Genomic DNA, 25,164 nt, shown 5'->3' with positions numbered 1-25,164 from the left:
GCGATGGCTACCATTAATCCATATATTTAAAATTTTCTAGGTCCTTTTTAGCTTAATTTTTTTATTTTATTTTTTCATAGGTTACTTTACACTATCAAATTGTCTACATATATTATCGACAGTATTAAATAAATATTAACGATTATATTTCGTATTTTTATCCTAACAGTTTAAGGTTTATTAATAGTATGCATAACAATACTATGAAATCTTTTGATTAGTTGTTAACTATCAATTTTCAACATCAGCTTTCATATTATTAACTATTTCAAGAATGGATTGCTGTATAGCATAGCATCCACCAATTATGGAAGCAACCATCCTTTTTTGAATTGTTACATTCGTCTTTAAAGTCTCGCTTGTTAATTGATTTCCCAACATCCTTACTTTACTGGCTGCCATCATTAATGGGGCTTGAAAAAATGTCCTTGTTATATCATTACCTAATATAAAATTTTCTAATTTGGAGGCTTTATTCAATACCTTCATTATCTTCTCCATATCATTATTGCTTAATTTCTTTTTATCTTTTATAGTTTTCTTTTCTAAATTATTTAATCTGAGAATTTGAAGACCTGCTTCTGTTCTAATTTCATCAAATGTTTTAAATAACTTTTCTATTTCTTCTATAGCTATATTATACTTATCTATATTAAATTTTCCTTCCTGTATTATATCATTTAATCTAGAAATTTCTTTAAGACAATATTTGTCTATCACTTCTCTAAGAGTCATAAGTTTAGTACCATTTATTAAAGCCCCACCTTCTGTAGCATCTATGTATTCTCTTCCGCTATTGTCCTCTGCGACTTGGATTTCATACCACGTTAAAAAATTCTTAAATGCAGCATTTGTAGGTAATGTTTCCCCGTTTACTCCTTTTACATAAACAACATCTGGCTTCTTTTTAATATTAATTTCATCTCTAACTTCCACATCTTTAGAGTGCGTCACTCCGTCAGCTGTATATGATAAATCTTGACCTATAAATACAATAGGATTTGCGCCAACATATTGTGAAAAAGCAAATGCCACATGGGCACAAGAAGTTCCCATTGTTAACAATCTATTTTCCTTTAAAATATCATTATTTATCCATTCATTTATCTTTTCTCCTCGCTTTAAGCAAAGTAGTTTTTTATTATCCTTCATTGCATTCAATACTTCTTTTCTAACTACGGGTGGTCCAATAAAAACTATTCTATTATCAATATCTTTATCTTTATAAAACTTCTCATATGTTGCCATCCCTCTTTCAATACTAACGACCGCATCTGGTACAATATCGTTGTTTTTCAATGTTGTTAATACTGCATCTGTTGCAATAATAAGGGCCTTGCCCTCGGATTTTTTCAGCTTAGAGATATTTTTATCTAATGAAGGACCTGCTGATACTATAATGGCAGGAATATCTTTATATTTGTCCTTAACGTATTCTATACTAGGACTTTCTATAAGTTCTTTCATATTTTCAAAATTATTTTCTATGCCTATAATAGTATCATCCATATCATTTCCTAATATAAAAAATGCATGTTCTATTGCGTCCATGAATTTTTCATTCATATCATGAATCCATCTCCCATAAATCTTGTCATAAGAAGGTAAAATAACGTAAGTCAAATTTCCTAAAAGAGGCATTGTGTTAAAAGCAAATATGCTATTATTGAAACGAGTCAATATTTCATCTTCATCTCCAAAAAAGAAAAATATATTTCCATTGGCTATTTCTGAAAAATCTTCATAATTTAAATAAGTCGATATAATATCCCAATTTTTTTCTATTACAAAGATAAAGCTTCTGCTACTAATTTTATTTTTTAATTCTTTTATGTGATACCCTAGCCCTAATCCATAAACTAAATAGATAGCATCCTTATTGCAATCAATATCTTCTAATGTAATACCAGTTTCTCTTTGTATATTGTATTTGCTATGAATATATATCCTTTTATTATCCTTGGTAGAATATCTATAGGTATGTAAACTATCCTTTGTTTCTTCTATTTCTAAAGGTTTTACTATTTTTGAATCATCGTATCCTAATACTTTCAGAATCTCTAAATTATTAATTAATATTTCTTCATTCATTTTATCAACCTTTCATAATATGATTTCATATATATTATCGGTTATTTAGCAAAAATGTTTAAAAACCGAGGAAACTTTCCTCGGTTTTTAAACATTTTTATATTTAATTATCTTAATAATTGAAGCACTGTTTGAGGTGCTTGGTTTGCTTGCGGACCATCAAATAGCTTTCACTATCTGCCAGACTATATCTTCAACCATATAATGGTTGTTGGGTACTTCGAGGCCACCTCTGCCCCTATGGATTTCATCACCATGCAATTGTTTTTTGCTTAGGTGGTACATCCTAGTCGTTGAACCTTCTCCAATCTTTCGATACAGGAGCTCGGCTGCTGATTATCCATTGTTTAATCTCTACTACTTTTCAACCTTTCACGCTTGTTGTTTCCAACTACGTTGTAGGGAGTAGAGCTTTAGGAAGTTCCAGCAATTCACCCAATTTGCGATTAGAAATTACTCTCTAATGGACCCGTAAATTCATTCCTCATATTATCTTAATAATTGAAGTACTCCTTGTGGAAGTGAATTTGCTTGAGCCAACATAGCTGTTGCTGCTTGTTGTAGTATGTTTTGTTTTGTGAATTCCATCATTTCTTTTGCCATATCTACGTCTCTGATTCTTGATTCTGCTGCTTGTAAGTTTTCTGCTGATGTATCTAAATTCTTTATTGTATGTTCTAATCTGTTTTGATATGCGCCAAGTTTTGATCTTTCAGCTGATACTGTTTCCAAAGCATTATTAATAGTTGTGATAGCCCCATCTGCTTTAGATTGAGAATTGATATCTATACCAAATGTTATTGCAGTTGTAGCAGTAAGTGCACTATCCATTGCTCGGAACAATTCAGTTGTAGCAGTGGCCCCTGTTGAATTTGCTACATAATATCCAGCAACTTTTGCTGTTTCACTAGCAGTTCCAATAGTGCCTCCCACTGAAACAAATTTAGCCTTTACAGTAGCACCCGTTGATTGGCTAACTGTCAAGTTACTACTAGAAACATAAAGTTCCTGACCTGCTTTTAAAGCTATTGCATCCATTGCTCCTATACTTAACTTAATGTTTTGTCCTTCATTTGCACCAATATGAAATACCCCATCTTCAAAATTACCATCTAATAGCTTTTGTGTATTAAATTCAGTTGTTTCTGCAATCCTTGTAAGTTCTTGGGCTAATTGATCAACCTCTGATTGAAGTGCTCCACGATCTACCTCAACATTAGTATCATTAGCTGATTGTACTGCTAATTCTCTCATTCTTTGAAGAATAGCATGTGACTCTGTTAATGCACCTTCAGCTGTTTGTATAAGCGAAATACTATCTTGAGCGTTCTTTGAAGCCATATTTAGACCTCTTACTTGTGCTCTCATCTTTTCTGATATTGCTAATCCTGCTGCGTCATCTCCTGCTCTGTTGATTCTAAATCCTGATGATAATTTTTCTAATGATTTTGATGTTGCTGTGTTGTTGATTCCTAGTTGTCTATGAGTGTTCATAGCCATAATGTTGTTGTTGATTCTCATTATTATTCCTCCTTGAATTTTTGTATTTGGCATCCATGCCTAAATTTAACCTTTGGCCAAAGGTTTTTGTTACTCATAATTATTATCGACTACTTGTCCAATTACTTTAATGCTTTTTAAAGTAATTTTACTTGAAACTAAGATTCTTCACTACGTTCAGAATGACAGAATTGGTTGTAGTTTACAATTCATAATTCAACATTTGAGGCTTTGCCTCATCTATGTATTTCTCTTTTACTCCAATAAATTCATCTAAATTCTCAAATAAAATATCTACCAGTACTGGGTCGAAGTGTTTTCCTCTTTCTTCTTGGAAGTAGTTTAGGATGTCGTTTATTACCCAAGGTTTTTTGTATACTCTTGGGGAGCCTAGGGCGTCGAAGACGTCAGCTACTGCTACGATACGACCAAATATATGGATTTTATCTCCTTTTAATCCTCTTGGATAGCCTTTGCCATCGTATCGTTCGTGGTGTTCATGGGCTATGATGGCTGCGGATTTTAGAACTTCTCTGTTGGAACCTTTGAGTAAATTGTAACCTATGGTAGTATGGGTTTTTACTATTTCAAATTCTTCTGGGGTGAGCTTGCCTGGCTTCATCAATATATTGTCGGAAATCCCTACTTTTCCTACATCATGGATAGGTGCTGCCATGGTAATAAGCATAATTTCCCTTTTAGATAGTCCATATTTTTCTCCTAGTATTTGGCTATATTTAGAAACTCTCTTTACGTGATTTCCCGTTTCTTCTGAACGGGCTTCTGTTACTTCACCTAAAATATATAGTATTTCCTTTTGGGTTTCTTCTATTTCTTTATTTATACATAGGCTTTCAAAGGCTGCGGATATATTTTTATGAAATATGTCCAGTACTTCTAAATCCATATAAGCCATAGTACCTTTTGTTTCAATAAATATTATCCCCTCTATACCACTAGAACTATCATAGTATGAAATATACCTATCCTCAGTTATTAAATGGTCTTTCATACTATAGGCCTTTTTCACCAATTTGCAATCCTTTTTTGATAAAGATTCTATTACTGTTTCCCCTTTTGAGTTTTGGTATTTGCCAAAACCAGCTACGGTTACAAAAAATTTTTCATCAAAAGATCTAATAGCAGCTAGACCATCTGCTTTGCATTTATCTCCTTCCTTACAGGAGTTTATGAGGCTATTTAGATGGCAAAAGGTTGATGAAATAAATTGTATAATAGAATCTGTTTCAAATAATTTACTGGAGGAAGCTGCTATTTGTTCTATAGCCTTCTTGTTATTATTAATATGTACAATATCCCTATAGGACCTAAGGGATGAGATTACAATAGTATGCAATTTCATAGATAATAAATCTTTTTTTTCTTCATATCCATTAATATCATAATTTAAAACAGCTTCTTTTTGTAATCCACTATTTTCTGAACCAGTCATAAGAACAATTCTTAAAGCTGAATTGCCTATTACTTCTCTTATGTACTTCGTTAATTTTAGGCCTGATGTTTTCTCTCCTAAATATATATCTATTATGACTAAAGCAATGTCTTTATTATTAGATAGAATTTCTAATGCTTCTGTACTAGAGCTTGCATTTAGTATAGTTAATGGCTTGTCTTCAAATTTAAAATCCTTTAAAATTTCTCTTATCACCACATGGACAAAATTGTTATCATCGACTATTAATATTTTCCAACAATCTTTGTTCCGATCCTTATATTCATTATTACTACATTCATTTTCTGACAAGGCAATTCCTCCTATCCTACTTTTTATCCTTTAAAAATTGATTCATCTTATCTATATCTAATTTTAAATTTGCTGCTTCTATATTTTCTTCTTGTATAGATTTATACAATTCTTTACGAAAAATATCGATGTTTTTAGGGGCTTCTATACCAATTTGGACTTTCCCATCTTCAATTCCTAGAATTTTTACTTCTATATTACCATCAATTATGATGGACTCATCTTTTTTTCTTGTAAGTATTAACATAATTATACACCCCTATCTTCTGTGCTTTGCTTGAATATATAATGCTTAGTTGTGTATCTATTATCATCAAGGATTACTTGCTTTCCTAATTTCTCATTGACGTTTATTATTATTGGGCCTAGGAGGTTGGCAGTCATTTTCCCCATATCTTCTGGTACTACAACAATGGAATATACCATTACATCCTTTTCATCCTTAATTTTTAATTTCTCTTGGGCTGTTTCTGGTATTATTATGTCGTAGTTAGGATAGGCGAAGAAAGGATTTATTATTACAAAAGTTAAATTAGGGTTAGTTACAGACTGAAGCCAGTGAAATGGATTTTCTTCATCTTGGTTGTTTATTATTACAAATTGCCTTTCTTCTTCAAAACCCAATATCCCTTCTGGAAAACGGATAATCTTTTGTTCATCTATTTCTATTTCTCCAAAGTTTTTTGTATGTAGTTTCATTTTGTTTTTCCCCTCTTTCTTTGCATAGGTTACAGGCGACCAAAGGTCGCCCCAACGGTTCATTTGTTTTTGTTAAAGACAAGATCCTTCGCTAAGCTTAGGATGACAATTCAACATTCCAATTCAACATTCAAAGTTCACAATTGGAGTAAGCCTCAAGCATACGCCCTATCTATCTTAAGAATTCTACCAAAGTAGGTTGGATGATTTTTGCTCCTGTCATTAGACTGGATACGTATACATTTTCAGCCATATTAATATGCATGAATATTTCTGCCATATCCACATCTTCATTATAGGATAGAAGTTCTTTTACACTGTCTATTTGGACTGCCAGCTTCTTTTCCGTTAATTCAAGCCTATTCATCTTAGCTCCTACTTCGGCACGGACGGATAAAACTTGTTCCATGCTAGATTGAATATTGCCTAAAGCTTCTTGGATTTTATCGGGTTCTGTTCCACTGGTGAGAGCAGCTGATAATTCCTCGAATACTTGGATTAAGTGAGATTTGCTTGTTCCATTAGCACTATCCACCTTATAAGGATCGTAATCGGCGCCTGTACCTGCTACACCAAATACCTTAATCCCTACAATATTAACTTGAACTTCCTCTGACACTCCTACATTATAGGTAAATATTTCATCATTTTTCAATGGTAGGTCTGTGGTAAAACCATCATTGTATGTCCCATCTTCATTCAACAAGGGCATATCCGTCTTATATCCACTGAATATATGCCTACCTGCATAGGTAGTATTGGCAATTTGGACTAGATGGTGTTTTAGTTGGTCTATTTCTTCTTTTATCTTATTTAAATCTTCTGTAGTTTTAGTACCATTGGCTGCATCTACCGTTAGTTCGTTAGCTCGGTGTAACACCTCCACTATTTCTCCTAGGGCTGCTTCTGTATCCGTCATCCAGGACATGGCATCTTTGGCATTTCTCTCATATTGTTCTAATTTGGATATATCCGTATTAAATTTTAAGGATTTACTTGTGCCTATTGGGTCATCTGATGGTACTCTAAATTTTTTCCCTGTTGATTGTTGGTATTGAAGCTTTTCCAATTTTTTTAGATTTTGATTTAGATTATATACCATGTTGTTTATGAGCATATTGTTTGTAACTCTCATTTTATCACCTTCCTACTAGTCCTAACCTATTTATAGTCACATCTAAAATCGTATCCATGGTAGTTATCATTCGTGCTGAAGCTATATAGGTGTGTTGGAATTTTACCATATCTGCCATTTCTTCGTCATAGGATACTCCTGATATGGAGTTTCTTTTTGTTTCTATATTCTTAAGGATTATGTTCTGAGTTTCGTACATTCTTTGACTTTGCATACTGTCTACTGCCAAGTTGGATATTATGGATTTAATAAAATCGTCTGAGGCTTCTATATCTCTCAAAGCTATTAGCTTTAATAGATTTCTATTATCTTCTGCATTGCCAGGTGATTCTCCTGCAGCTGCTATGTTTTTTAAGTCCTTTAAAATATCGTCAGATAAAGTTATTGTTGCTGCTGGATTATCTCCATCAGATATATGGAAAAATTCCATTCCATTGTTCCCATTCAGTCCATATCCCTCTCCATGCTGTTTGTTAAAAGTTTCTGCAAAATCTTTAGCAAAATCCTTTAGCTTTCTCTGATAATAGGGTATTCCCCTATAGCTATTACCTTTTCCGTCTCCATTATATAAATCCAATAATCCTTTTAATTCACCTGACCTTAAGTTTATCATACTGTCATTATTCCACTTTACAATTTTATTATCTAAGTCATCAGTATCCAGTTTTATAAGGTTTACATCCAAATGGTCTACTATGGATACTCCACTAATATTTACTCTATACTTTCCATCCTTGGATTCATCTACTTTTACATTTATTATTTCCGATAGTTCATCTACCAACAAATCCCTTCTATCCCTTAAATCATTGGCTTTTCTACCATCTAATTCATCGGAGTAGATTTGCCTATTTAAAGAGGCTATTTGGGATGCTATACTGTTTATCTTTTTTATTTTAGTATCTATGGAAACCTCCGTTTCTTTCTTTAGTTCTGTTAATCTTGCTGCTGCTTCGTTAATATGTTTTGTAAAGGCAATAGCGTTCTCCTTAACAGGTTCTCTAAAGGAAAAATCGGAAGGATTTTTGCTCATATTATCTAATGCTGTATAAAAATCATCTAAATATTGCCTAAAACTACTCTTTGAAGGTTCTCCAAATAGTTTTTCTATTTCAGATAGAGTGTCTCTTTTAATTATCCATTCTCCTCTAGGAGCATTTTCATTCCAATATTTAAAATCCACATAGGAATCCCTTACCCTAGCTACATCATATATTTCAGTCCCTGTACCTAAAAAACCTATTCCTGGCAGGTGGTAAGGGGTAGTAGCCCTTTGGGCTCCCTGTTGTCTTGAATAACCTTCAGTATCTAAGTTGCTTATATTATGGTTAGTTATATATAAAGACCTTTGACTTGATAATAAGGCTTGTACAGCAGTATTGAAGCCAAAATGCATATTTACTCAGTCCTTTCATAAAAATTTTATCTTCCTACAATGCCCATCCTATTGACTATATTCTCTATCATTTCATCTATTGCATTGATTACTCTACTATTGGCTATATAGGAATGTTGGTATTTTAGCATATTTGCCATTTCCTCGTCTAAGGATACGGAAGATATTTCTTGTCTTCTGCTGTCTATTTGGTTTATTAGCATGGATTGGTTTAATACCATATCCCTTGCTTGTTCTCTTTCTAGGCTTAAACTTAGGATTAAATCTCGATAGAAACCGTCTATGTTCATGGTTCCCTCTCTGCCTATTATTTCTTCTATAATATCTTCTATATTAGAAAAATCATCGCCATTTTCATCCTTAATATCTTCATATATATATCCATTTCCCCCTGATATATATTCATGGTATTCTTTAAATAAGTTCATATTTCTCAAGCCTAAAATAGCCTTAGCTACGTCTCCATCTCCCTTTGCAGCAGTTTTACCAGCTGCAATTCTATTAAAATCTTCTAAAGCTGAATTTACTTTTATCGTTGCTGCTGAATCATTAGGATTGCCAATAACAAAGAAATTTTCTCCATTTTTTATTCCCTCTAAATCCACTCCCGACCTATGGAAGGCATTTATGCTTGAAGTCAGTTCTCCTACTAAAATATTCAACCTTTCCCTATATTCTACTACTACTTTATCCCTTGCGTCTATATATCCTCCTAGTTCTCCTAATCCTTTTAGCTCTATTTTTTCTCCTGAGTCTTTCCAGTGTATCTCCCCATGACCTTTTTCATCTAATTGAATATCTATTGGATTAAAATAATCTCCATTGATTAAATCTCTGCCATTTAAAGTGATTACTACTTCACCAAATCTGTTTTCATAATAATCAATTGGGATAAGTTCCGATAATCTGTCTATGGCTGCATTGCGACTATCCCTAAAATCATTGGCTGATATATGGGGACCATGGCCTTCTGCTAATTTTATTCTTTTGTTTAAACCTGATATCTCTCTTAATAGGGAATTGACTTCCTCTGATTTGTTTAACATTTCCTTATTCAAGTTAAACTGTAAATTATCTAGTTGGACAGATATATGGTTTACAGTAGTAGTAAAAGCTACTGCCTTTTCATGGAGAAGTCCTCTCATAGTTAAACTATCCGGTTCCTTATATAGTTCTGCCCAACCCTTCCAAAAATCATCTAATACATTTTGAAGACCACTACTGGTTATTTCATTAAATATTACTTCAATCTCACCTAATATTTCTGATTTAGTATTATAGTATCCAAAGGTTGCCATTTCCTTTCTCAATTTTGCATCTAAAAACTCATCTCTAATCTGTCTAATCTGCTGTACATCTACTCCTGTCCCCATTTGAAATCTTGTAATAGCATTAGTAGAATATCTACTTTCCCCATGAATTGCTCCTTGTCTTACATAGTTTGGATTATCAACATTGGCAATATTATGGGATACCGTATCTAAAGCTTTTCTATTGGCATTTATTCCTGATATGGAAATATATAATCCTCCAAAACTCATATCTACACCTTCCTATCGAATAAGCTATTCTTAGTCTCCGTTCCTTTCTTTTTCTTTCCATAGGTAGTAGGAGTAAAAGTATTAGTGAGTAAATTCATATTAAAATCTAGCCATTGTAAATTTTCATTAATTAGATGGCTATTAATATTATTTCTACTTTGAATTTCTTCCATAGATTTAGATAGTTTTTCTCCTATATCCATTAATCCTTCTTTCCCTTCAGGAACCTTTTCAATTACCTCTGACAATGGTGTATTTATGCCAACTCCCCAACTATCCGTCAAGTTTATTCTTTCTTCTTCAGTATTGGCCATTAAGTTTATCAATTCTTCTTCTTTTTTAACCATTTCTTCCAATTTTTCCACCTGGTTATTTGTTATAAAATCGGTTTTGTCAAAGGTAAGTTCTTTTAAAGTTAAAAGAATTTCATACTCCTTCTTTAATATATCCATCAGTTCTTCTGAAAAAGTCATCTCTCCACCTCATCATATTTTCTTATCAAAATTAGTTCCTTCATAGATTTTTTCTGCTATCTTTTCCCCTTCTACATTATAACTTCCAGATGCTATTTCCCTTTTAATCTTTTCTACTTTGTCTTTCCTTATATCTGGTACTTCTTTTAATTTATTGATTGCAAACTGATAGTCCTTAGCCTTTTCTGAAACCTCTAACTCGTCTTTCCCAAAGGTATTCCTATTTGGTTTAATTTTGTTGCTTCTCATATCATTATAGATTTGCAATACCTTGTCGGTTTTATTAATTTTCATTAAAATACACCCCATTTCTTCAATATTATTATCGGTAAAATGGGGTGATACTTTAACTATAATTTTATTTAATTATCTATGCCTACGTCTGTCTGTAATTCTAATCTTTTCTCTAGCCCTACCATTACTAATGCTTCTAGAATCTCTACCTCCACCTATAGTCCTTTTGAATTCTCTTTGCATCTCACTATTACATTTTTCACAAAAACGTCCTGTCTTTATGGAAGCTCCACATCTTTCACAACTAAGTAATAAATTGTGTTCATCCTCAACTTCCAGTCTACCTTCCCTTAAAAATTCTATTATCTTTTTAGTGTCTACTCCTGTTCCTTCTGAGACTTCTGATATGTTGGCCCCAGGATTTTCATCTATATATTCCTTTATGATTTTGAAATCCTTTTCATCTTCTCTTCTACATTGAAGGCATATTTTAAATCCATCGTAAGCATATATTTTACCGCAACGGCTACAGTTCCTAACATCCATATTCTCACCTCACACTTTCATACTAGAAGTAATGGCCAAACCATATATTTTTTTGGCTCCACTATCTATTAAAGATTTACTACATTCTTTCAAAGTAGTCCCTGTAGTAATTATATCGTCAATTAAAAGGATTTCTTTACCTTTAATGTCCTTTATATTGGCTGTTTTAAAAGAGTCCCTAAGGTTACTTAACCTTTCAACTTTTCCCAGTTTATTTTGATCTTTAGTCCATTTAACTTTTAATAGATGATTCTTTAAGATAGGAACATCCAATTTCTTTGCCACATAATCTCCTAATAATTCCGATTGATTATAGCCTCTAAAGGCTTTTTTCCTTCTATGGATGGGTACACAGATAATAGCATCAATTTTTTCTTCTAATCCTTTTTCCTTTATGGTGGATAGAAGAATTTCTCCAAAAGGTTTATATAGATAGCTTTTCCCCTCAAATTTGAAGGAGTGAATCTTCTCTCTAATGTATCTATTATATAAAACTGAATAATATACTTTCTCCAATTTAGGCAAATCTAAAGTAATCTCCCTGTTAACAAATTCAATTAACCCCCTACAGCTTGTACAAATATAATCCTCATCCATAGCCATATTTTCTTTACATAACAAACAAATATGTCTTTGAGGAAATAAAAGATTCTTTATATTTTTTACAAAATCCATAGCTCCCCCCTAAAAATTAGTCAAAATATTTCTAATTTTATAATCTAGACTGGAATACCTTTTGGCAATCCTATTATTGGTTATCATAGTCCTTAAATACCTTTCTTCTCCTACTAATACCACTAGGTTTTTAGCTCTAGTTATAGCCGTATATAATAGATTCCTTGTCAATAACATAGGTGGCCCCCAGTATATAGGCATTACCACTACTGGGAACTCACTTCCTTGACTTTTATGGACAGTAGTAGCATAGGATAGTTTTAATTCGTCTAATTGGTTAAAATTATATTCTATTTCCTTTTCATCATCGAGTAATACCTTTAATATCCTTTCTTCATCATCTATATCAGTGATTATTCCAAAATCTCCATTGAAGACCCCTTCCCCTTTTTCTTCAACTACACCATCCTTTATTATCTCCCATTCTGTAGCATAGTTGTTCTTAATTTGCATTACCTTATCTCCTACTCGAAATAATTCATCCCCTATTGTTTTTTCTTTCTTTCCATTGGCCTTTGGATTTAATACATTTTGTAAGTATTTATTTAATGCATTTATCCCTACATCACCTTTTTTCATAGGGGTTAGCACTTGAATATCCTTAAAGGAATCTACTCCATAATAGCTGGGAAGTCTTTCTTTGCATAGGGATAAAACAATATTTACAATATTGTTGGGATTGCTTTCCCTTATAAAATAAAAATCCTTATCCTGTACATTTAATAAAGGCATTTCCCCTTTATTTATTCTATGGGCATTGACTACTATTAAACTTTCCTCTGCTTGGCGAAATATCTCATCTAGTTTTACTACTTTTACTACACCACTACCTATTATATCTTTTAGTACATTGCCTGCTCCCACTGATGGAAGCTGGTCCACATCTCCTACTAAAATAAGTCTAGTCCCTGGAACTATGGCTTTTAATAGGCTATTCATCAATAAAATATCTACCATAGAAGCTTCATCTATAATAAGTAAATCCGTATCCAAAGGGCTGTCTTCGTTAAGTCCGAAAGCCATTTCTTCTTCCATATAGGAGTATTCCAATAGTCTATGGATGGTTTTTGCTTCTATCCCCGTAGTTTCAGTCATCCTCTTGGCTGCCCTCCCTGTAGGAGCAGCAAGATTTACAGTTAGTCCTTGGTCTTCATATATTTTAATTATGGCGTTGATTATAGTGGTTTTTCCCGTACCAGGACCTCCTGTAATTACTATTATTCCATTTTCTATGGATTCTTTTATAGCTTCAATCTGTTTTTGGGCAAAATTAATACCTTCTTGTCCTTCTATATCCTTAATTATATTATCTATATCCACATTAAAACCTTCTAGTTCTACCCGGGATAGTTCTACTATCTTCCTGCTTACATTGTTTTCTGCTATATGGAAGGGAGTATAATATATTTTCATTTCATCGTTAATGTTCAATATATGTATTATGCCTTTTATAGCCAAATCCCTTAGGGATTCTTCAATTAAATTATCCTCCACTCCTAATAATTGGGATGTACTAGGTATTAATTCTTCTTTTGGCACATAGGTATGGCCACTAGCAGCATATCTATTTATAATATATCTAATTCCTCCTTCTATTCTATAAGGGGAATTAAGGCTAATCCCCATATTTTGAGCAATCTTATCCGCTGTTTTAAACCCTATTCCAAATATATCCTCCGACAATTTATAGGGGTTTTCAGAGATTATATTTATGGTGTCTTTGCCATATTGCTTATATATTCTAATTCCATAGTTGGCAGTTATCCCATATTGCTGGAGAAACACCATAATCTCTCTTATTTCTCCTTGTTCTTCAAAAGCCTCTACTATCCTTTTTAGTTTAATATCCCCTATCCCTTCTATCTCCTTTAACCTTTCCGGATTATATTGAATAATATCTAAAGCATCCTTTCCAAATCTATCTACTATCCTTTTGGCAGTCTTTGGACCTATATGGGGAATAAGACCTGATGATAAATATTTCTCTATACCATTAACGGTGGAAGGGACTACTATGGACACATTGGATATTTCTAACTGTTCTCCATAGGTTGGATGATAAATCCATTCTCCTTCTACTTTTATAGTTTCGCCTATGTTAATAAATGGAATATAGCCTACAATAGTTGCTTTACCATCTGAAGTATCAATACTTGCGACTGTATAAGTATTTATCTCATTTCTAAATATTATATCTTCTACCATACCTTCTAATGTTAGCAAAACCATTCTCCTCTACCCATAATCTTAGATATTATTATATCATATAAGTTTTATCTTATATTCTCTTTTATCTTAAGTATTTCATTTATCAATAAGGCTATATCTCTTTTGGTAGCGGGTTTGTCATATTCTAGGTATAAATTCTTTTCATTAACATTGATTGTATTTTCTTTCTCTCTATATAACTTTTTTACAATATACCCATTTTTAATATGCTTATTTACAGTATCTACAGAGGATAAAGATTCTATGTTATTACCTTCATTTAATTGAATTATAGTTTTGCCTTTAGCAGAAAAAGTCTTTTTGATATAACTAATATTTACATACCCAAAGGACCCATCATTTTTTAATAAAGGTTTTCTCACCTTTATTGGTACAAAAATATTATCTCTATTAAATGGAATTGGGGTTAAATTTCTTATATTTAATAAATCGCCATAATATTTTTTTGTTGCATTTAAATCTATTAAATAGAATTTGCTTATCTGGTTTAATACAGTTCTAACGGTTTTCTCAATTTCATATTTCCCTCCACCTCCAGTTAATATTAATGTACAATTTCCCTTCATAGCCAGATATACCGGAAGGAAGGCTATTAGTTCTTCAGAAATTATCTTCTCTATATCCATAAAAATCCCCTCCTTGACTTATTTTACCAGAACATGTGTTCTAAGTCAAGAAGGGGATTTTTTTATTTAATCCCTGCTATGGCTTTGGATAAATCGTTTATACTTTCAGTTAGCATATTTAGCTTCCCCTCTATTCGAACCAATAGATAGATGGAAATCACTATGGGAAATCCCAAATTAGCTATATGGGTATAAATCTCTTCCATAAACAGCCTCCTTTCCATAGTCAATAAGTTCTCTTTTTGGTGCCAGGCACCAAAAAGAGAACTTATTTATCAGATATGATACTAACTAGCTATTATATAGTCAGTTCTTCTATTGTTGTGGTTATGAATCTGGCACCTTCTGTGGCTACTATAGCTCCTGATGTAGTGAAGAATATATTCCTATTGACTATATCATCCATTGCAGCTTTTACTTCTAATTCTGTAAGGTCCCCTCTAGGGTCATCTATAGATATGGTGAATTTTTTCCCCATTTCATCTTTAAACTCCATTTCCAATTTTGACTTCTCCATTTAATCACCTCCTTGTGGCCTATTTTAGTTTAGATTATTCGTCTCTTAATTCGATTTCCTCTAGCCTTTTAACTTTGTATAAAGGCAAAGTTTGAAGGCCTGCTAAGGACTGAGCTACTGAATATAGGTCTTCACTTTCTACTGTAGGCTTTACTTTGGAAAGGATTTTAGATTTGATAATCTGTCTATTCCCGTCCATACCACCGTCTAGCTCAAGCTTTAATCTTACATTTTCCTTAATATCTACTACTGCCATCTTCTCACCTCCTTCTATTCCTTATATGGAAGAAGGAAGATTATTTTACTATTCTATTTTTCAATTTTTTTATTCCTTGAGTTTTGGTATTCACTACTGTTCTATAGGATATTCCTAATCTATCTGCAATTTCATCTATAGACAGTCTATTTATATAGTAATCCACTACTACTTGTTTTTGCCTTTCTGTAAGACAGTTTAAACTCTCAAATAATATTTCTGTTTCTTCATTTTTTATAATTATATCTATAGGGTTTTCTTCATTTCCTTCCAATAAATCTATGAATTCTCCATTATCTACAGTATTGTTCAATGAAAGAAATTCTTTTTCCCTGTGTTTCTCTAAATACAAGTATTTTAACATGGCCTTAGTATATCCTAAAAATCTAACTCCTCTAGTTGGATTATAATTTTCAATGGCTAGAAGGATTGTTTCATAGCCCTCTTGAATTAAATCGTCATATTGGTCAATTCTATTGTAATACCTTCTAATGGAGCTTATTATTAATGGATTAAGCTTTAATAATAGGGTTTCTTTAGCTTCTACATCTCCTTTTTTACTCAATAATAATAGTTCTTCTATTTCCTTATACATATTTCTTCCTCCAAAGAGGAAGGCGCCTTCCATATTTTCCTAGGTGAATTCATATTACCTTAAAAATATGGAATAGAAAAAAGAGGACTTATAAAAAGTCCTCTTGTGAATATTGTAAATTATGCTCTCTCTAATCCTTCTTTTCTCAATATATCTTTCTTGTCAGTTATTTCCCATGGTAGATCTAAATCCTTTCTACCAAAATGACCGTATGCTGCTAATTGTCTGTAAATAGGTCTTTTTAGGTCTAAATCTCTAATAATAGCTGCTGGTCTTAAGTCAAAATGTTTTCTTACTAGTTTTTCTATTTCTCCATCGGATATTTTCCCAGTACCAAAGGTTTCTACATATATGGACAATGGTCTAGCTACTCCAATTGCATAGGCTATGCCTATTTCACATTTATCCGCCAATCCTGCAGCTACTATGTTTTTGGCTACATATCTGGCTGCATAGCTAGCTGATCTATCCACCTTTGTAGGATCTTTTCCTGAAAAAGCTCCTCCTCCATGTCTTCCATATCCACCATAGGTATCCACTATTATCTTTCTTCCAGTAAGGCCTGCATCTCCCATGGGTCCTCCTACTACAAACCTTCCTGTTGGATTTACATAATATTTAGTATTATCATCTAACAGATTTTGAGGTACAATTTTCATAATTACATGTTCCATAATATCCTTCTTTATTGTGCCTAACTCAATATTTGGACTGTGTTGAGTTGATACAACAATATTTTCTATTCTTACAGGCTTCCCATCATGGTATTCTATAGTAACTTGAGTTTTACCATCTGGTCTTAAATATTCTAAAGTGCCATTCTTCCTAACATCTGCCAACCGCCTTGCTAATTCATGAGCTAAGGAAATTGGTAAAGGCATTAACTCTTCAGTTTCATTACAGGCATATCCAAACATCATTCCTTGGTCTCCTGCTCCTATCTGGTCTAATTCATCTTCTCCATTATCTCTATGCTCTAATGCTTTATTTACACCAAGGGCTATGTCTGGAGATTGTTCGTTAATAGATGTCAGTACTGCACAGGTGTCTGCATCAAAACCATATTTAGCCCTAGTATATCCTATTTCCTCAACAGTTCGTCTAGCAATTTTAGGTATGTCCACATAACAATTTGTTGTAATTTCACCTGTTACAAGGACTAACCCTGTTGTTACAGTAGTTTCACAAGCTACTCTTGCTTCTGGGTCCTTGGCTAATATTTCATCCAAAATGGCATCAGATATTGCATCACATACCTTATCTGGATGTCCTTCCGTTACGGATTCAGAAGTGAATAACCATTTTCTCATAAAAAAGACCTCCTTAAGTTTATATAAAATATCTTTTGTTCCAAACTAAAAAACCTCTTCCAAAAGGAAAAGGCAATTTTAAAATAACCTCATCTTTCAGAATTCAAATTCTGTGGGATTTAGCACCTTTGTATGATTACAGGTTGCCGGGTTTCATTGGGCCCATTCCCTCCACCACTCTTGATAAGGCATCAAGATTTCTATTAATTTATATACATATTTTAACATAATGAAAGATGTAAGTCAAACAATATGAATGGACAGTTTATAACCCAGTGCCATAGGATTTATACCATTGTCTTACCCCTCTATCCAATAATTTGATAGCTTATAGTAGATACTATTAACCCTGCTACCAATACTCCAGAGAGGATTACAAACAGTGCATTTTTATAATCTAGTTTAAATAAAGTTGCTGCAATACACCCAGTCCATGCCCCAGTGGTAGGGATTGGTATAGCTACCAGAATGAATAATCCTAACAAACTATATTTTTTTATAGTATTCCTAGTCCTTTTCAAAGTTCTCCTCTTAACCCAGCCAATCAATTTTGAGAAAAGGAAAGTTTTTTCTAAATAATTCATAACTGGATTTAATATCTTCAATAAAATAGGAACTATCGCCATATTGCCCATAATGCTAATGATAGTACTATGAATTGGATTTAAGCCTAAAGAAATGCCTAGAGGAATAGCTACTCTAAGTTCTGATAATGGCATAGCTGCTGTAATTATTACTAGTATTTCCTTTTTTAATCCTTCTATTAGTTCAAACATAAGCTAACTCCCCTTTTATTATTAAATATCATTAATACTATGATATAATATTAAAATAATATTATCTATAGATATTGGTAAATTTAAATAATATTATTTTTAATGATGAATTAGCTAAATATAGTGAGATTAAAGGAGGTATTTCTATTTAATTAGGTCTATCGGCCTAATTTTATCCTTTTTGCCTTATTTATATATCTTGCATTTATAACCTACATCCCTTATACTATAATAGTGGTTGGCGGGGTGTAGCGCAGTTTGGTAGCGCACGTGGTTTGGGACCATGGGGCCGGGGGTTCGAATCCTCTCACCCCGACCATAGATTTTAAGAAGAATTGAAATTTCAATTCTTCTTTTTTTATTGCCAAAAATACACTTGTTAGGTCTTTGTAATACAATTGTAACCATATTGATATATATACATTGTATAATATCAATATATATACAAATGAAAAAAGGGATTTTATTAAGAAAGGGGGGTTCTTGGGGCAAGAGGTAAAATATTTAGTTTGTTAAAAAATGGAGAAGATGTTTACTTATTTGTTTAATCAAGGGAAGGTGATATTTTTGAATAAATCAATTAGAAAGATATTTATATTATTACTTGTTATAACCGCCGTTATTACTTCAACAGCCCCATCCATAACTGCAGATGCAGTTAATATGCCTTATGTAATCTATGAAACAAAGAATTCAGATTATATTGGATCTGGCATTCTATATGAAAATATAAAGAAGTTTACAACTAATGGTTGGTTGCATATTAACGTAGTGAGAGTGGATTTAAATGATGAATTTGCTGAAATAGGTGGATTATTTAATAATAAGGGGCTATCCAATAGGGACAGTATAAGCAATATGGTAACAGATAATAAAGCAGTTGCAGGAATAAATGGAGATTTTTTTGAATTCAATCCTTTTTCCTATTCAATGGGAACTTTTATAGAAAAAGGAGAAGTACTATCTTCCCCAATAGAAAGAGCCTATGCCCTTCCTACATTCTATCTAGATATAGAAAACAATCCTGATATTACATTTTTCGATAGAAGTATGAGTCTCACCTCATTAAACTCTGGAAAGTCTGTCCCCATAAGTTTAATTAATAAGGCAGCTGATATGAATATGGTAACCTTATTAAATAAACACTGGGGAACTAAATCCTTTGGTAATAAATTTAATGGTAAACCTATTGTTGAACCTAATGGTGAGGCCAATGGTGAGATCAACGGTGAAGCCAATGGCGAAGCTAATAATGTATACAATGGTGAAATGGTTGAAATGGTTGTAGTTGACAATGTAGTTCAAGAAATTAGAATCGGTAAAGAATCAGTAAATATTCCGGAAAATGGATATGTAATCGCTGTAAGAGGGAATAGAGCGGAACCCTTATTAGCTAATTTTAATGTAGGGGATGAAGTAAAACTATCCATAGGTACTACCCCTAATCTTGAAAATATAAAATTTGCCATTGGTGGCGGTAGCATTATCCTTAAGGATGGTAAAATAACCAATTCCAATATCGATATTAAAGGAAGACATCCAAGGACAGGAATTGGGATTACAGAGGATAGGAATGAATTAATAATTGCTACTATTGATGGTAGAGATACTTCATATAAAGGAGTTAGCCAAGAAGAATTTGCAGCTATCCTAAAAGGTTTAGGAGCCTATAATGCTCTAAATCTTGATGGAGGCGGTTCCACTACCATGGCAATTAAACCTATAGATCAACAGGTTGCAAAAGTTGTAAACAAGCCTTCTGAAGGTGGAGAACGTAGAGTTGTTAACGGTGTAGGAGTCTTTTCCAATGCTCCTAAAGGCGAACTTTCCTATATAAAGTTAAATACCGATGAAACAAAGATGTTCCCTAATACCTCTAGAAGGTTTACTGTAAAAGGATATGATCAGTATCATAATCCTGTGGAAATAGACCAAAGTAAAGTAGAATATACTTTTGATGGTGTTGATGGAGAAATAGAAGGCAATGTTTTCAGAGCTAAATCTACTGGTAATGTAACTATTAGCGCCAATTACCAGAGTATAAGTTCTACCTTAAATCTTAAAGTATTAGATGAAATTAAAAGCATTATTTTCCCAGTGAATAAATTCACTTTACATGTTAATGACCAAAAAAATATAGGCACTATCTATGGTAAAGACAAAAACGGATTTAAGGCCAAAATATATAATGAAGACATTGATTGGTCAGTTATAGGAGATATAGGATATATTGAAAAAGGAGTATTCTACAGTGGAGAAAAGATTGGCGCTGGCGCTATTACAGGCCGTGTAGGTAATAGTATAAACAATATTTTAGTGTCCATTGGTAGTGGTGAAGGAATACCAATAGAAGGATTTGAAAAAATTGAAAACTTTAATATAACCAATTATCCTGAATATGTAAAGGGAGAAATTAGTCTAAATGCTATAGCTAAAGAAGGGCAAAATAGTATGAGTTTAAGATATGATTTCACCCAAGGTGATGGAACTAGAGCTTCCTATATATTATTTACACCAGAAGGGAAAAAAGGGCTAGCTTTAAAAGGAACACCTAATAAACTGTCCTTATGGGTGAAGGGAGACAGCAATGGAGCTTGGTTAAGAGGTATTGTCAAAGATAGTAATGGTAAAGATCATTATATAGATTTTAAAAAATCATTAGATTCTACAGATTGGCAATATGTTGAAGGAATTATTCCTTCTAATGTAGCCTATCCTATTACTCTAGATAGAATCTATATAGTGGAAATTGATAGTTCTAAGAAATATTCAGGAGAAATATTAGTAGACAATTTAATGATTCATTATCCACCAAACTATGATAATGTAGAAGTACCAACCCCAAGTAGTTTTAAAGATGGAAAAAATATTAAATCAGAAAAAACAGGAAATGGATTCTCCTTTGTTATAACTAGGCTGCCAAATAACCTTCAAGAAATTGCTGGACAGGCTGCTGTAGATAAGATTAGGAATATAGCTAATCCCCATAATTTAAGCATGTTCATTGGTAAAACTAGTGGAGAATTTAATTCAACAGTTAAATCGGATAGAGTTGTTAATCTAGGTACTCCTTATAAAACTAATAGATATAGAAATTTAATGATTATAGATGCAAGTAGCGCTAAAGGTGGTATTAGGGACACAAATCCACAGCAATGGTTATGGTTAAAGGATGGACTAGCCAATGCTGAAGAAGACCATATACTTCTATTCTTAAATACTCCAATATTTGGAGCTGGGGGTTTTAAAGATAGGTTAGAGGCAGATTTACTCCATAATACATTAGTTGAAACCTCTGAAAAGGGTAAGAGTATTTGGGTAATATATAATGGAAACACTACTAAAACCGATTTAATAGACGGTATTAGATATATAGAACTAAACAATAAGAAAATTGAAACACCAGAGGATGTGAAGAATATTTATTCAATAGAATTTGTTGTAAATGGCAAGGACATTACCTACCAGATAACTAATTGATAATAGACCTCTGAACCGAAAAACTGGACAGATTTTCTGTCCAGTTTTTCATCTTTAAATTCTTAATTGTATAAAATAATTCCTAATGTAAAAATTGTAAGGATAATAACAAAAAAAGTATATATAATCCTTTTCCCCATATAATCACTCCTTTAGCTAATATTATTACCAGCTAAAGGAAAATTTAATCTCCATTTATTAATCTTCCATTGATAAAGTTATCCAATTCCCATAAACCCAGCCTTCTCTTAAATCCTCATTTATTTTCACTTTATAGAAATAGAATCCTCGCTTTAATACTGGCCCTTCTAATATGGTCATGGTTTGGTCTTCCTTTACGGTGCCTATAGCTTTACCTCTAGGTCCATCATGGAGTACTAATTGGTCTTTTCCATTTACCTTTTCCATGGTATCAGGTTTTACAATATCATCAGGTTGGTATTTAATAATATCTCCTTCATGATATTCTTCGGGAGTTGAAATCCTTCTATCATTTCTAGGAAATCCACCTCTACTAGGTACAGATCTTTTATCAACAATATTTATCTTTTGATTATAATCCTTTAAAGCTATTTCGTATATCCTATCCTGATAGGTTTTAGAACTTCTATTTGGATCATTCCTATCTAGCAATCCATTATATCCCCAAAGAGCAAAATACCAATGTTCTAATATATTTGGGTCCATATTGCCTATTTGTGCCATCTTATCGTTAGCCATTTTCCATTTCCCTAATAGGTGATCTGCTCCTGCCTCTATATTATAAACAGGGTCATTCTTTAGCTTATGTATATTATAGACACGACTTTCTCCATCTATCTGCATTATACCCACATACCTGCCTGCACCAAGCAAAGGTCCTCCATTACTGTTAAACTGCCTGAAAGTACTTTCTTTTTTTGCAATACATTTCATTATGATACTAGGAATACCCCTTTTGGTAGCCACTTCCTCGATAACCTTTTCTACTTCTTGTCTAGAAAGATTTCTATTTTGAGAAAATCCAATATTTACTGCACCAAAGAATATGGCCAAGGTAACTAATATGGCCAATGCTTTCTTCCCCATTACTTTTACCTCCTACCAACTAATATATCCATTTTTAAATTGCTCATATAACATTTCTGCTATACCAAATCCCTGGTCTCTATTAGCTATCTCCTTAGATAATTCATCAATATGCATATCTTCAAATATCTTCCTACCTGTACTCTTTTCAACCAGCCCATCCTCTGGCACTGTCTTTTGCATCTCTTTAAACATTAGGGATAAAAAGATGGATTCAAATTCTTTGCATGTTTTTTTTAAAGCTAAGTCATCTTTATTGGATTTTAACGATTCCATTTTATTATGTAATTCTTTTGGATCAATATTTACATCCATATTTATTTCCACCTAAGCCACCCCATTATCTTTTCAAATTGTTGGTTAGTTGAAGCATTTCATCTGCAGTTTGTATGGTCTTAGAATTGATTTCATAAGCCCTTTGGGCTGTAATCATTTTTACCATTTCATCTACCACCTGTACATTTGAAGCTTCTAAATAGCCTTGCACTATCCTGCCCCTCATCTCTTCTGGTTCTATAGGTATTTCTTCTCCAGAAGCTACCGTATCACTATATAGGTTTAAACCTTCTGATAATAAGCCTTCTGGATTAGTAAATCTTACAAGTTTAACCCTTCCTAAATCTACCATGTCTCCCTCTTCATCTACTCTTGTTATATATCCTAAATCATCAATGGTAATATCCCTTAGACCAGATTCTATAAATATTTCATCATCATCTTCACTGAGTACAATATAACCTTCGGAAGTTACCAGTGTGCCTTCATCAAAGTCTACACTCAATTTAAAACTACCATCTCTAGTATATCTTATTTCATCATTAGGTAATAGTACTGCAAAGAAACCTTCTCCATCAATGGCCAAATCAAAAGTGCCATTTGTCTCCACAAAACTCCCAGGTCTAAAATCCTTCTTAGTAGCTGTTGGCATAACCCCATGGCCTACTTCTAAGTTTACAGGCCTTCCTTCCTCATCTACCATATTAGTTCTTTTTAAAGTAGCATAGAACAAATCTTTAAATTCTGCCCTTTGAGTCTTATAGGATGTGGTATTTACATTGGATAAATTATTTGCTATGGTGTCTATATTAAACTGTTGTGATTTCATGCCCGTTGCAGCAGTCCATAATGCTCTCATTTTCTAACCTCCTATACTCTTCCTATTTCATTTGAAGCCTTCTCAAGCATCTCATCTTGTACCCTAATGGCCTTCTGACCTGCTTCGTATTCCCTGAGTAAAGTTATCATCTCTACCATCTCTTGAATAGTATTTACGTTGGAACTTTCCAAATATCCCTGTAATATTTCTCCTTCGTAAGGAATCTCTTCTGCCTCTACACCTTCTGCCATTTGATATAGATTATCTCCAATCTTTCTTAAAAATTCTCTATTTTCCAAATCCACTATATCCAAAATAGCTGCTACATTTCCATTTACCATTACTCTTCCGTCAGCCCCTATTGAAACTTCATTTCCTTCTATATATACATCTCCATCTATTCCCTGGACCATTTCTCCTCTTAATGTAATAAGAACTCCATCTTGGTTTATTGTAAAAGAACCATCTCTAGTATAATAGGTATTTCCATCTGCATCTGCTACCTTAAAAAACCCAGAATCATTTAAAGCTAAATCGTAAGTACCTCCTGTTTCACTCATATTCCCCAGAGTAAAATCTGTGACAATTTTTTGGAATTTTAATCCTGCATTCATGGTTCCTACTACGGAAGAAGGTGGAAAATAAACAATTCCTTGTAATAATCCTTCTACATCCTCTACAGCCCCTTGTAATCGATTCCCTTGTCCATCGGTTATGAAGTTTTCATAATCAGTCTTATAATCATCCCTACCATCTTGATAAAAAGTTCTAAAATATCCTTCCTCATCTATGATGAAACGTATATCCTTTACATAACTATTTCCCATAGGGGTTTCCACTACAAAAAATCCGTTACTGGTGCTAGCTCTATGAACCTGTCCATCTGTTTCATAGTCTATTTGATTTTCTCCCCTTAATCTAGGTCTGGCTTTTTGGCTATTTATCTTGGACAATAATTTTTCTGGAAAAGTTTCCGTTAAAGATAAGTCCTTTTTATAACCTGTAGTATTTACATTGGCTAAATTATTAGCTAAAACTTCTAATTTCTTCTGGTTGGTAGATAATGAAGTAGCATTGATATATAGTCCTCGGTTCACTTAAATTCCCCTTCCTTGAATCCATATATAAATCTCAATAATTACTATCGACATATTTT

25 protein-coding genes, 1 tRNA gene and 1 riboswitch are annotated in these 25,164 nt (G+C 32.9%); of the genes, 2 read left to right on the top strand and 24 right to left on the bottom strand.

The genetic code is table 11. The features are described 5' to 3' along the window. Positions 1–231: 231 nt before the first annotated feature. The 20 genes from C3E90_RS04190 to C3E90_RS04095 form a co-directional block, all read right to left on the bottom strand. Complete coding sequence (locus tag C3E90_RS04190; RefSeq protein ID WP_236914396.1) at positions 232–2,091, bottom strand: motility associated factor glycosyltransferase family protein; 1,860 nt, start codon at positions 2,089–2,091, stop codon at positions 232–234. Positions 2,092–2,580: 489 nt separating this feature from the next. Then, positions 2,581–3,612 (bottom strand): flagellin N-terminal helical domain-containing protein, encoded by a 1,032-nt coding sequence (locus C3E90_RS04185; protein WP_236914395.1) that lies wholly within the window; start codon positions 3,610–3,612, stop codon positions 2,581–2,583. Between the two features lie 181 nt (positions 3,613–3,793). Continuing rightward, positions 3,794–5,356, bottom strand: a complete 1,563-nt coding sequence (locus tag C3E90_RS04180) for a response regulator (RefSeq protein WP_236914393.1) — start codon at positions 5,354–5,356, stop codon at positions 3,794–3,796. Positions 5,357–5,372: 16 nt separating this feature from the next. Then, on the bottom strand, positions 5,373–5,603 hold the full coding sequence (csrA, locus tag C3E90_RS04175; protein ID WP_236914391.1) for a carbon storage regulator CsrA: 231 nt from the start codon (positions 5,601–5,603) through the stop codon (positions 5,373–5,375). Positions 5,604–5,605: 2 nt separating this feature from the next. Next, a complete protein-coding gene (gene fliW / locus C3E90_RS04170) occupies positions 5,606–6,055 on the bottom strand; it encodes a flagellar assembly protein FliW (protein WP_236914388.1) in 450 nt (149 codons plus the stop codon). A 172-nt stretch (positions 6,056–6,227) separates the two neighbouring features. Further along, complete coding sequence (gene flgL / locus C3E90_RS04165; RefSeq protein WP_236914386.1) at positions 6,228–7,190, bottom strand: flagellar hook-associated protein FlgL; 963 nt, start codon at positions 7,188–7,190, stop codon at positions 6,228–6,230. A gap of 4 nt (positions 7,191–7,194) precedes the next feature. Further along, entirely contained in the window at positions 7,195–8,586 is a 1,392-nt protein-coding gene (gene flgK / locus C3E90_RS04160; protein WP_236914385.1) for a flagellar hook-associated protein FlgK, read from the bottom strand. A gap of 26 nt (positions 8,587–8,612) precedes the next feature. Further along, positions 8,613–10,127, bottom strand: a complete 1,515-nt coding sequence (gene flgK / locus C3E90_RS04155; RefSeq protein WP_236914384.1) for a flagellar hook-associated protein FlgK — start codon at positions 10,125–10,127, stop codon at positions 8,613–8,615. 2 nt (positions 10,128–10,129) lie between these two features. Beyond that, complete coding sequence (locus C3E90_RS04150) at positions 10,130–10,600, bottom strand: flagellar protein FlgN (protein ID WP_236914382.1); 471 nt, start codon at positions 10,598–10,600, stop codon at positions 10,130–10,132. Positions 10,601–10,612: 12 nt separating this feature from the next. After that, positions 10,613–10,894 carry a flagellar biosynthesis anti-sigma factor FlgM gene (gene flgM, locus C3E90_RS04145; RefSeq protein WP_236914381.1) on the bottom strand — a complete coding sequence of 94 codons (282 nt, stop codon included), beginning with the start codon at positions 10,892–10,894 and terminating at the stop codon, positions 10,613–10,615. A gap of 72 nt (positions 10,895–10,966) precedes the next feature. After that, entirely contained in the window at positions 10,967–11,380 is a 414-nt protein-coding gene (locus C3E90_RS04140) for a TIGR03826 family flagellar region protein (protein ID WP_236914380.1), read from the bottom strand. Positions 11,381–11,389: 9 nt separating this feature from the next. After that, the gene (locus C3E90_RS04135) at positions 11,390–12,055 is read right to left on the bottom strand and encodes a ComF family protein (RefSeq protein WP_236914378.1); all 666 of its coding nucleotides are present in this window, start codon (positions 12,053–12,055) and stop codon (positions 11,390–11,392) included. A 9-nt stretch (positions 12,056–12,064) separates the two neighbouring features. Then, a complete protein-coding gene (gene recD2 / locus C3E90_RS04130; protein WP_442870555.1) occupies positions 12,065–14,284 on the bottom strand; it encodes an SF1B family DNA helicase RecD2 in 2,220 nt (739 codons plus the stop codon). A 44-nt stretch (positions 14,285–14,328) separates the two neighbouring features. Then, positions 14,329–14,910, bottom strand: coding sequence for a hypothetical protein (locus tag C3E90_RS04125; protein WP_236914376.1), 582 nt, complete (start codon positions 14,908–14,910; stop codon positions 14,329–14,331). 62 nt (positions 14,911–14,972) lie between these two features. Further along, a complete protein-coding gene (locus tag C3E90_RS04120; RefSeq protein WP_236914375.1) occupies positions 14,973–15,116 on the bottom strand; it encodes a YvrJ family protein in 144 nt (47 codons plus the stop codon). 92 nt (positions 15,117–15,208) lie between these two features. Next, a complete protein-coding gene (locus C3E90_RS04115) occupies positions 15,209–15,427 on the bottom strand; it encodes a DUF2922 domain-containing protein (protein ID WP_236914374.1) in 219 nt (72 codons plus the stop codon). Positions 15,428–15,461: 34 nt separating this feature from the next. Then, complete coding sequence (locus C3E90_RS04110) at positions 15,462–15,683, bottom strand: DUF1659 domain-containing protein (protein ID WP_236914373.1); 222 nt, start codon at positions 15,681–15,683, stop codon at positions 15,462–15,464. 40 nt (positions 15,684–15,723) lie between these two features. Then, entirely contained in the window at positions 15,724–16,278 is a 555-nt protein-coding gene (locus C3E90_RS04105; protein ID WP_236914371.1) for a sigma-70 family RNA polymerase sigma factor, read from the bottom strand. A gap of 119 nt (positions 16,279–16,397) precedes the next feature. Beyond that, positions 16,398–17,588: a methionine adenosyltransferase gene (gene metK, locus C3E90_RS04100; protein WP_236914370.1), complete on the bottom strand. Its 1,191-nt coding sequence runs from the start codon at positions 17,586–17,588 to the stop codon at positions 16,398–16,400. 86 nt (positions 17,589–17,674) lie between these two features. After that, positions 17,675–17,778: riboswitch (SAM riboswitch) on the bottom strand. 118 nt (positions 17,779–17,896) lie between these two features. Beyond that, positions 17,897–18,364 (bottom strand): COG2426 family protein, encoded by a 468-nt coding sequence (locus C3E90_RS04095; protein WP_236914369.1) that lies wholly within the window; start codon positions 18,362–18,364, stop codon positions 17,897–17,899. Between the two features lie 242 nt (positions 18,365–18,606). Here C3E90_RS04095 and C3E90_RS04090 point away from each other — a divergent pair. Beyond that, positions 18,607–18,683, top strand: a tRNA-Pro gene (locus C3E90_RS04090). 248 nt (positions 18,684–18,931) lie between these two features. Next, positions 18,932–21,844 carry a phosphodiester glycosidase family protein gene (locus tag C3E90_RS04085; protein ID WP_236914368.1) on the top strand — a complete coding sequence of 971 codons (2,913 nt, stop codon included), beginning with the start codon at positions 18,932–18,934 and terminating at the stop codon, positions 21,842–21,844. 198 nt (positions 21,845–22,042) lie between these two features. On the opposite strand, the gene C3E90_RS04080 is transcribed toward C3E90_RS04085, so the two are convergent. The 4 genes from C3E90_RS04080 to C3E90_RS13470 are packed head-to-tail and all read right to left on the bottom strand — an operon-like array spanning position 22,043 to position 25,105. Then, positions 22,043–22,912 (bottom strand): transglycosylase SLT domain-containing protein, encoded by an 870-nt coding sequence (locus C3E90_RS04080; protein WP_236914366.1) that lies wholly within the window; start codon positions 22,910–22,912, stop codon positions 22,043–22,045. Between the two features lie 12 nt (positions 22,913–22,924). Then, on the bottom strand, positions 22,925–23,239 hold the full coding sequence (locus C3E90_RS13475) for a rod-binding protein (protein WP_236914365.1): 315 nt from the start codon (positions 23,237–23,239) through the stop codon (positions 22,925–22,927). A gap of 13 nt (positions 23,240–23,252) precedes the next feature. Continuing rightward, complete coding sequence (flgG, locus tag C3E90_RS04070; protein ID WP_236914364.1) at positions 23,253–24,047, bottom strand: flagellar basal-body rod protein FlgG; 795 nt, start codon at positions 24,045–24,047, stop codon at positions 23,253–23,255. An 11-nt stretch (positions 24,048–24,058) separates the two neighbouring features. Beyond that, a complete protein-coding gene (locus tag C3E90_RS13470) occupies positions 24,059–25,105 on the bottom strand; it encodes a flagellar hook-basal body protein (protein ID WP_236914363.1) in 1,047 nt (348 codons plus the stop codon). Positions 25,106–25,164 lie beyond the last annotated feature (59 nt).

Source organism: Clostridium sp. Cult2, from assembly GCF_021655075.1.
GTDB lineage: Bacteria > Bacillota > Clostridia > Tissierellales > Tepidimicrobiaceae > Schnuerera.
This window is presented reverse-complemented; position numbering and strand designations above follow the sequence as displayed.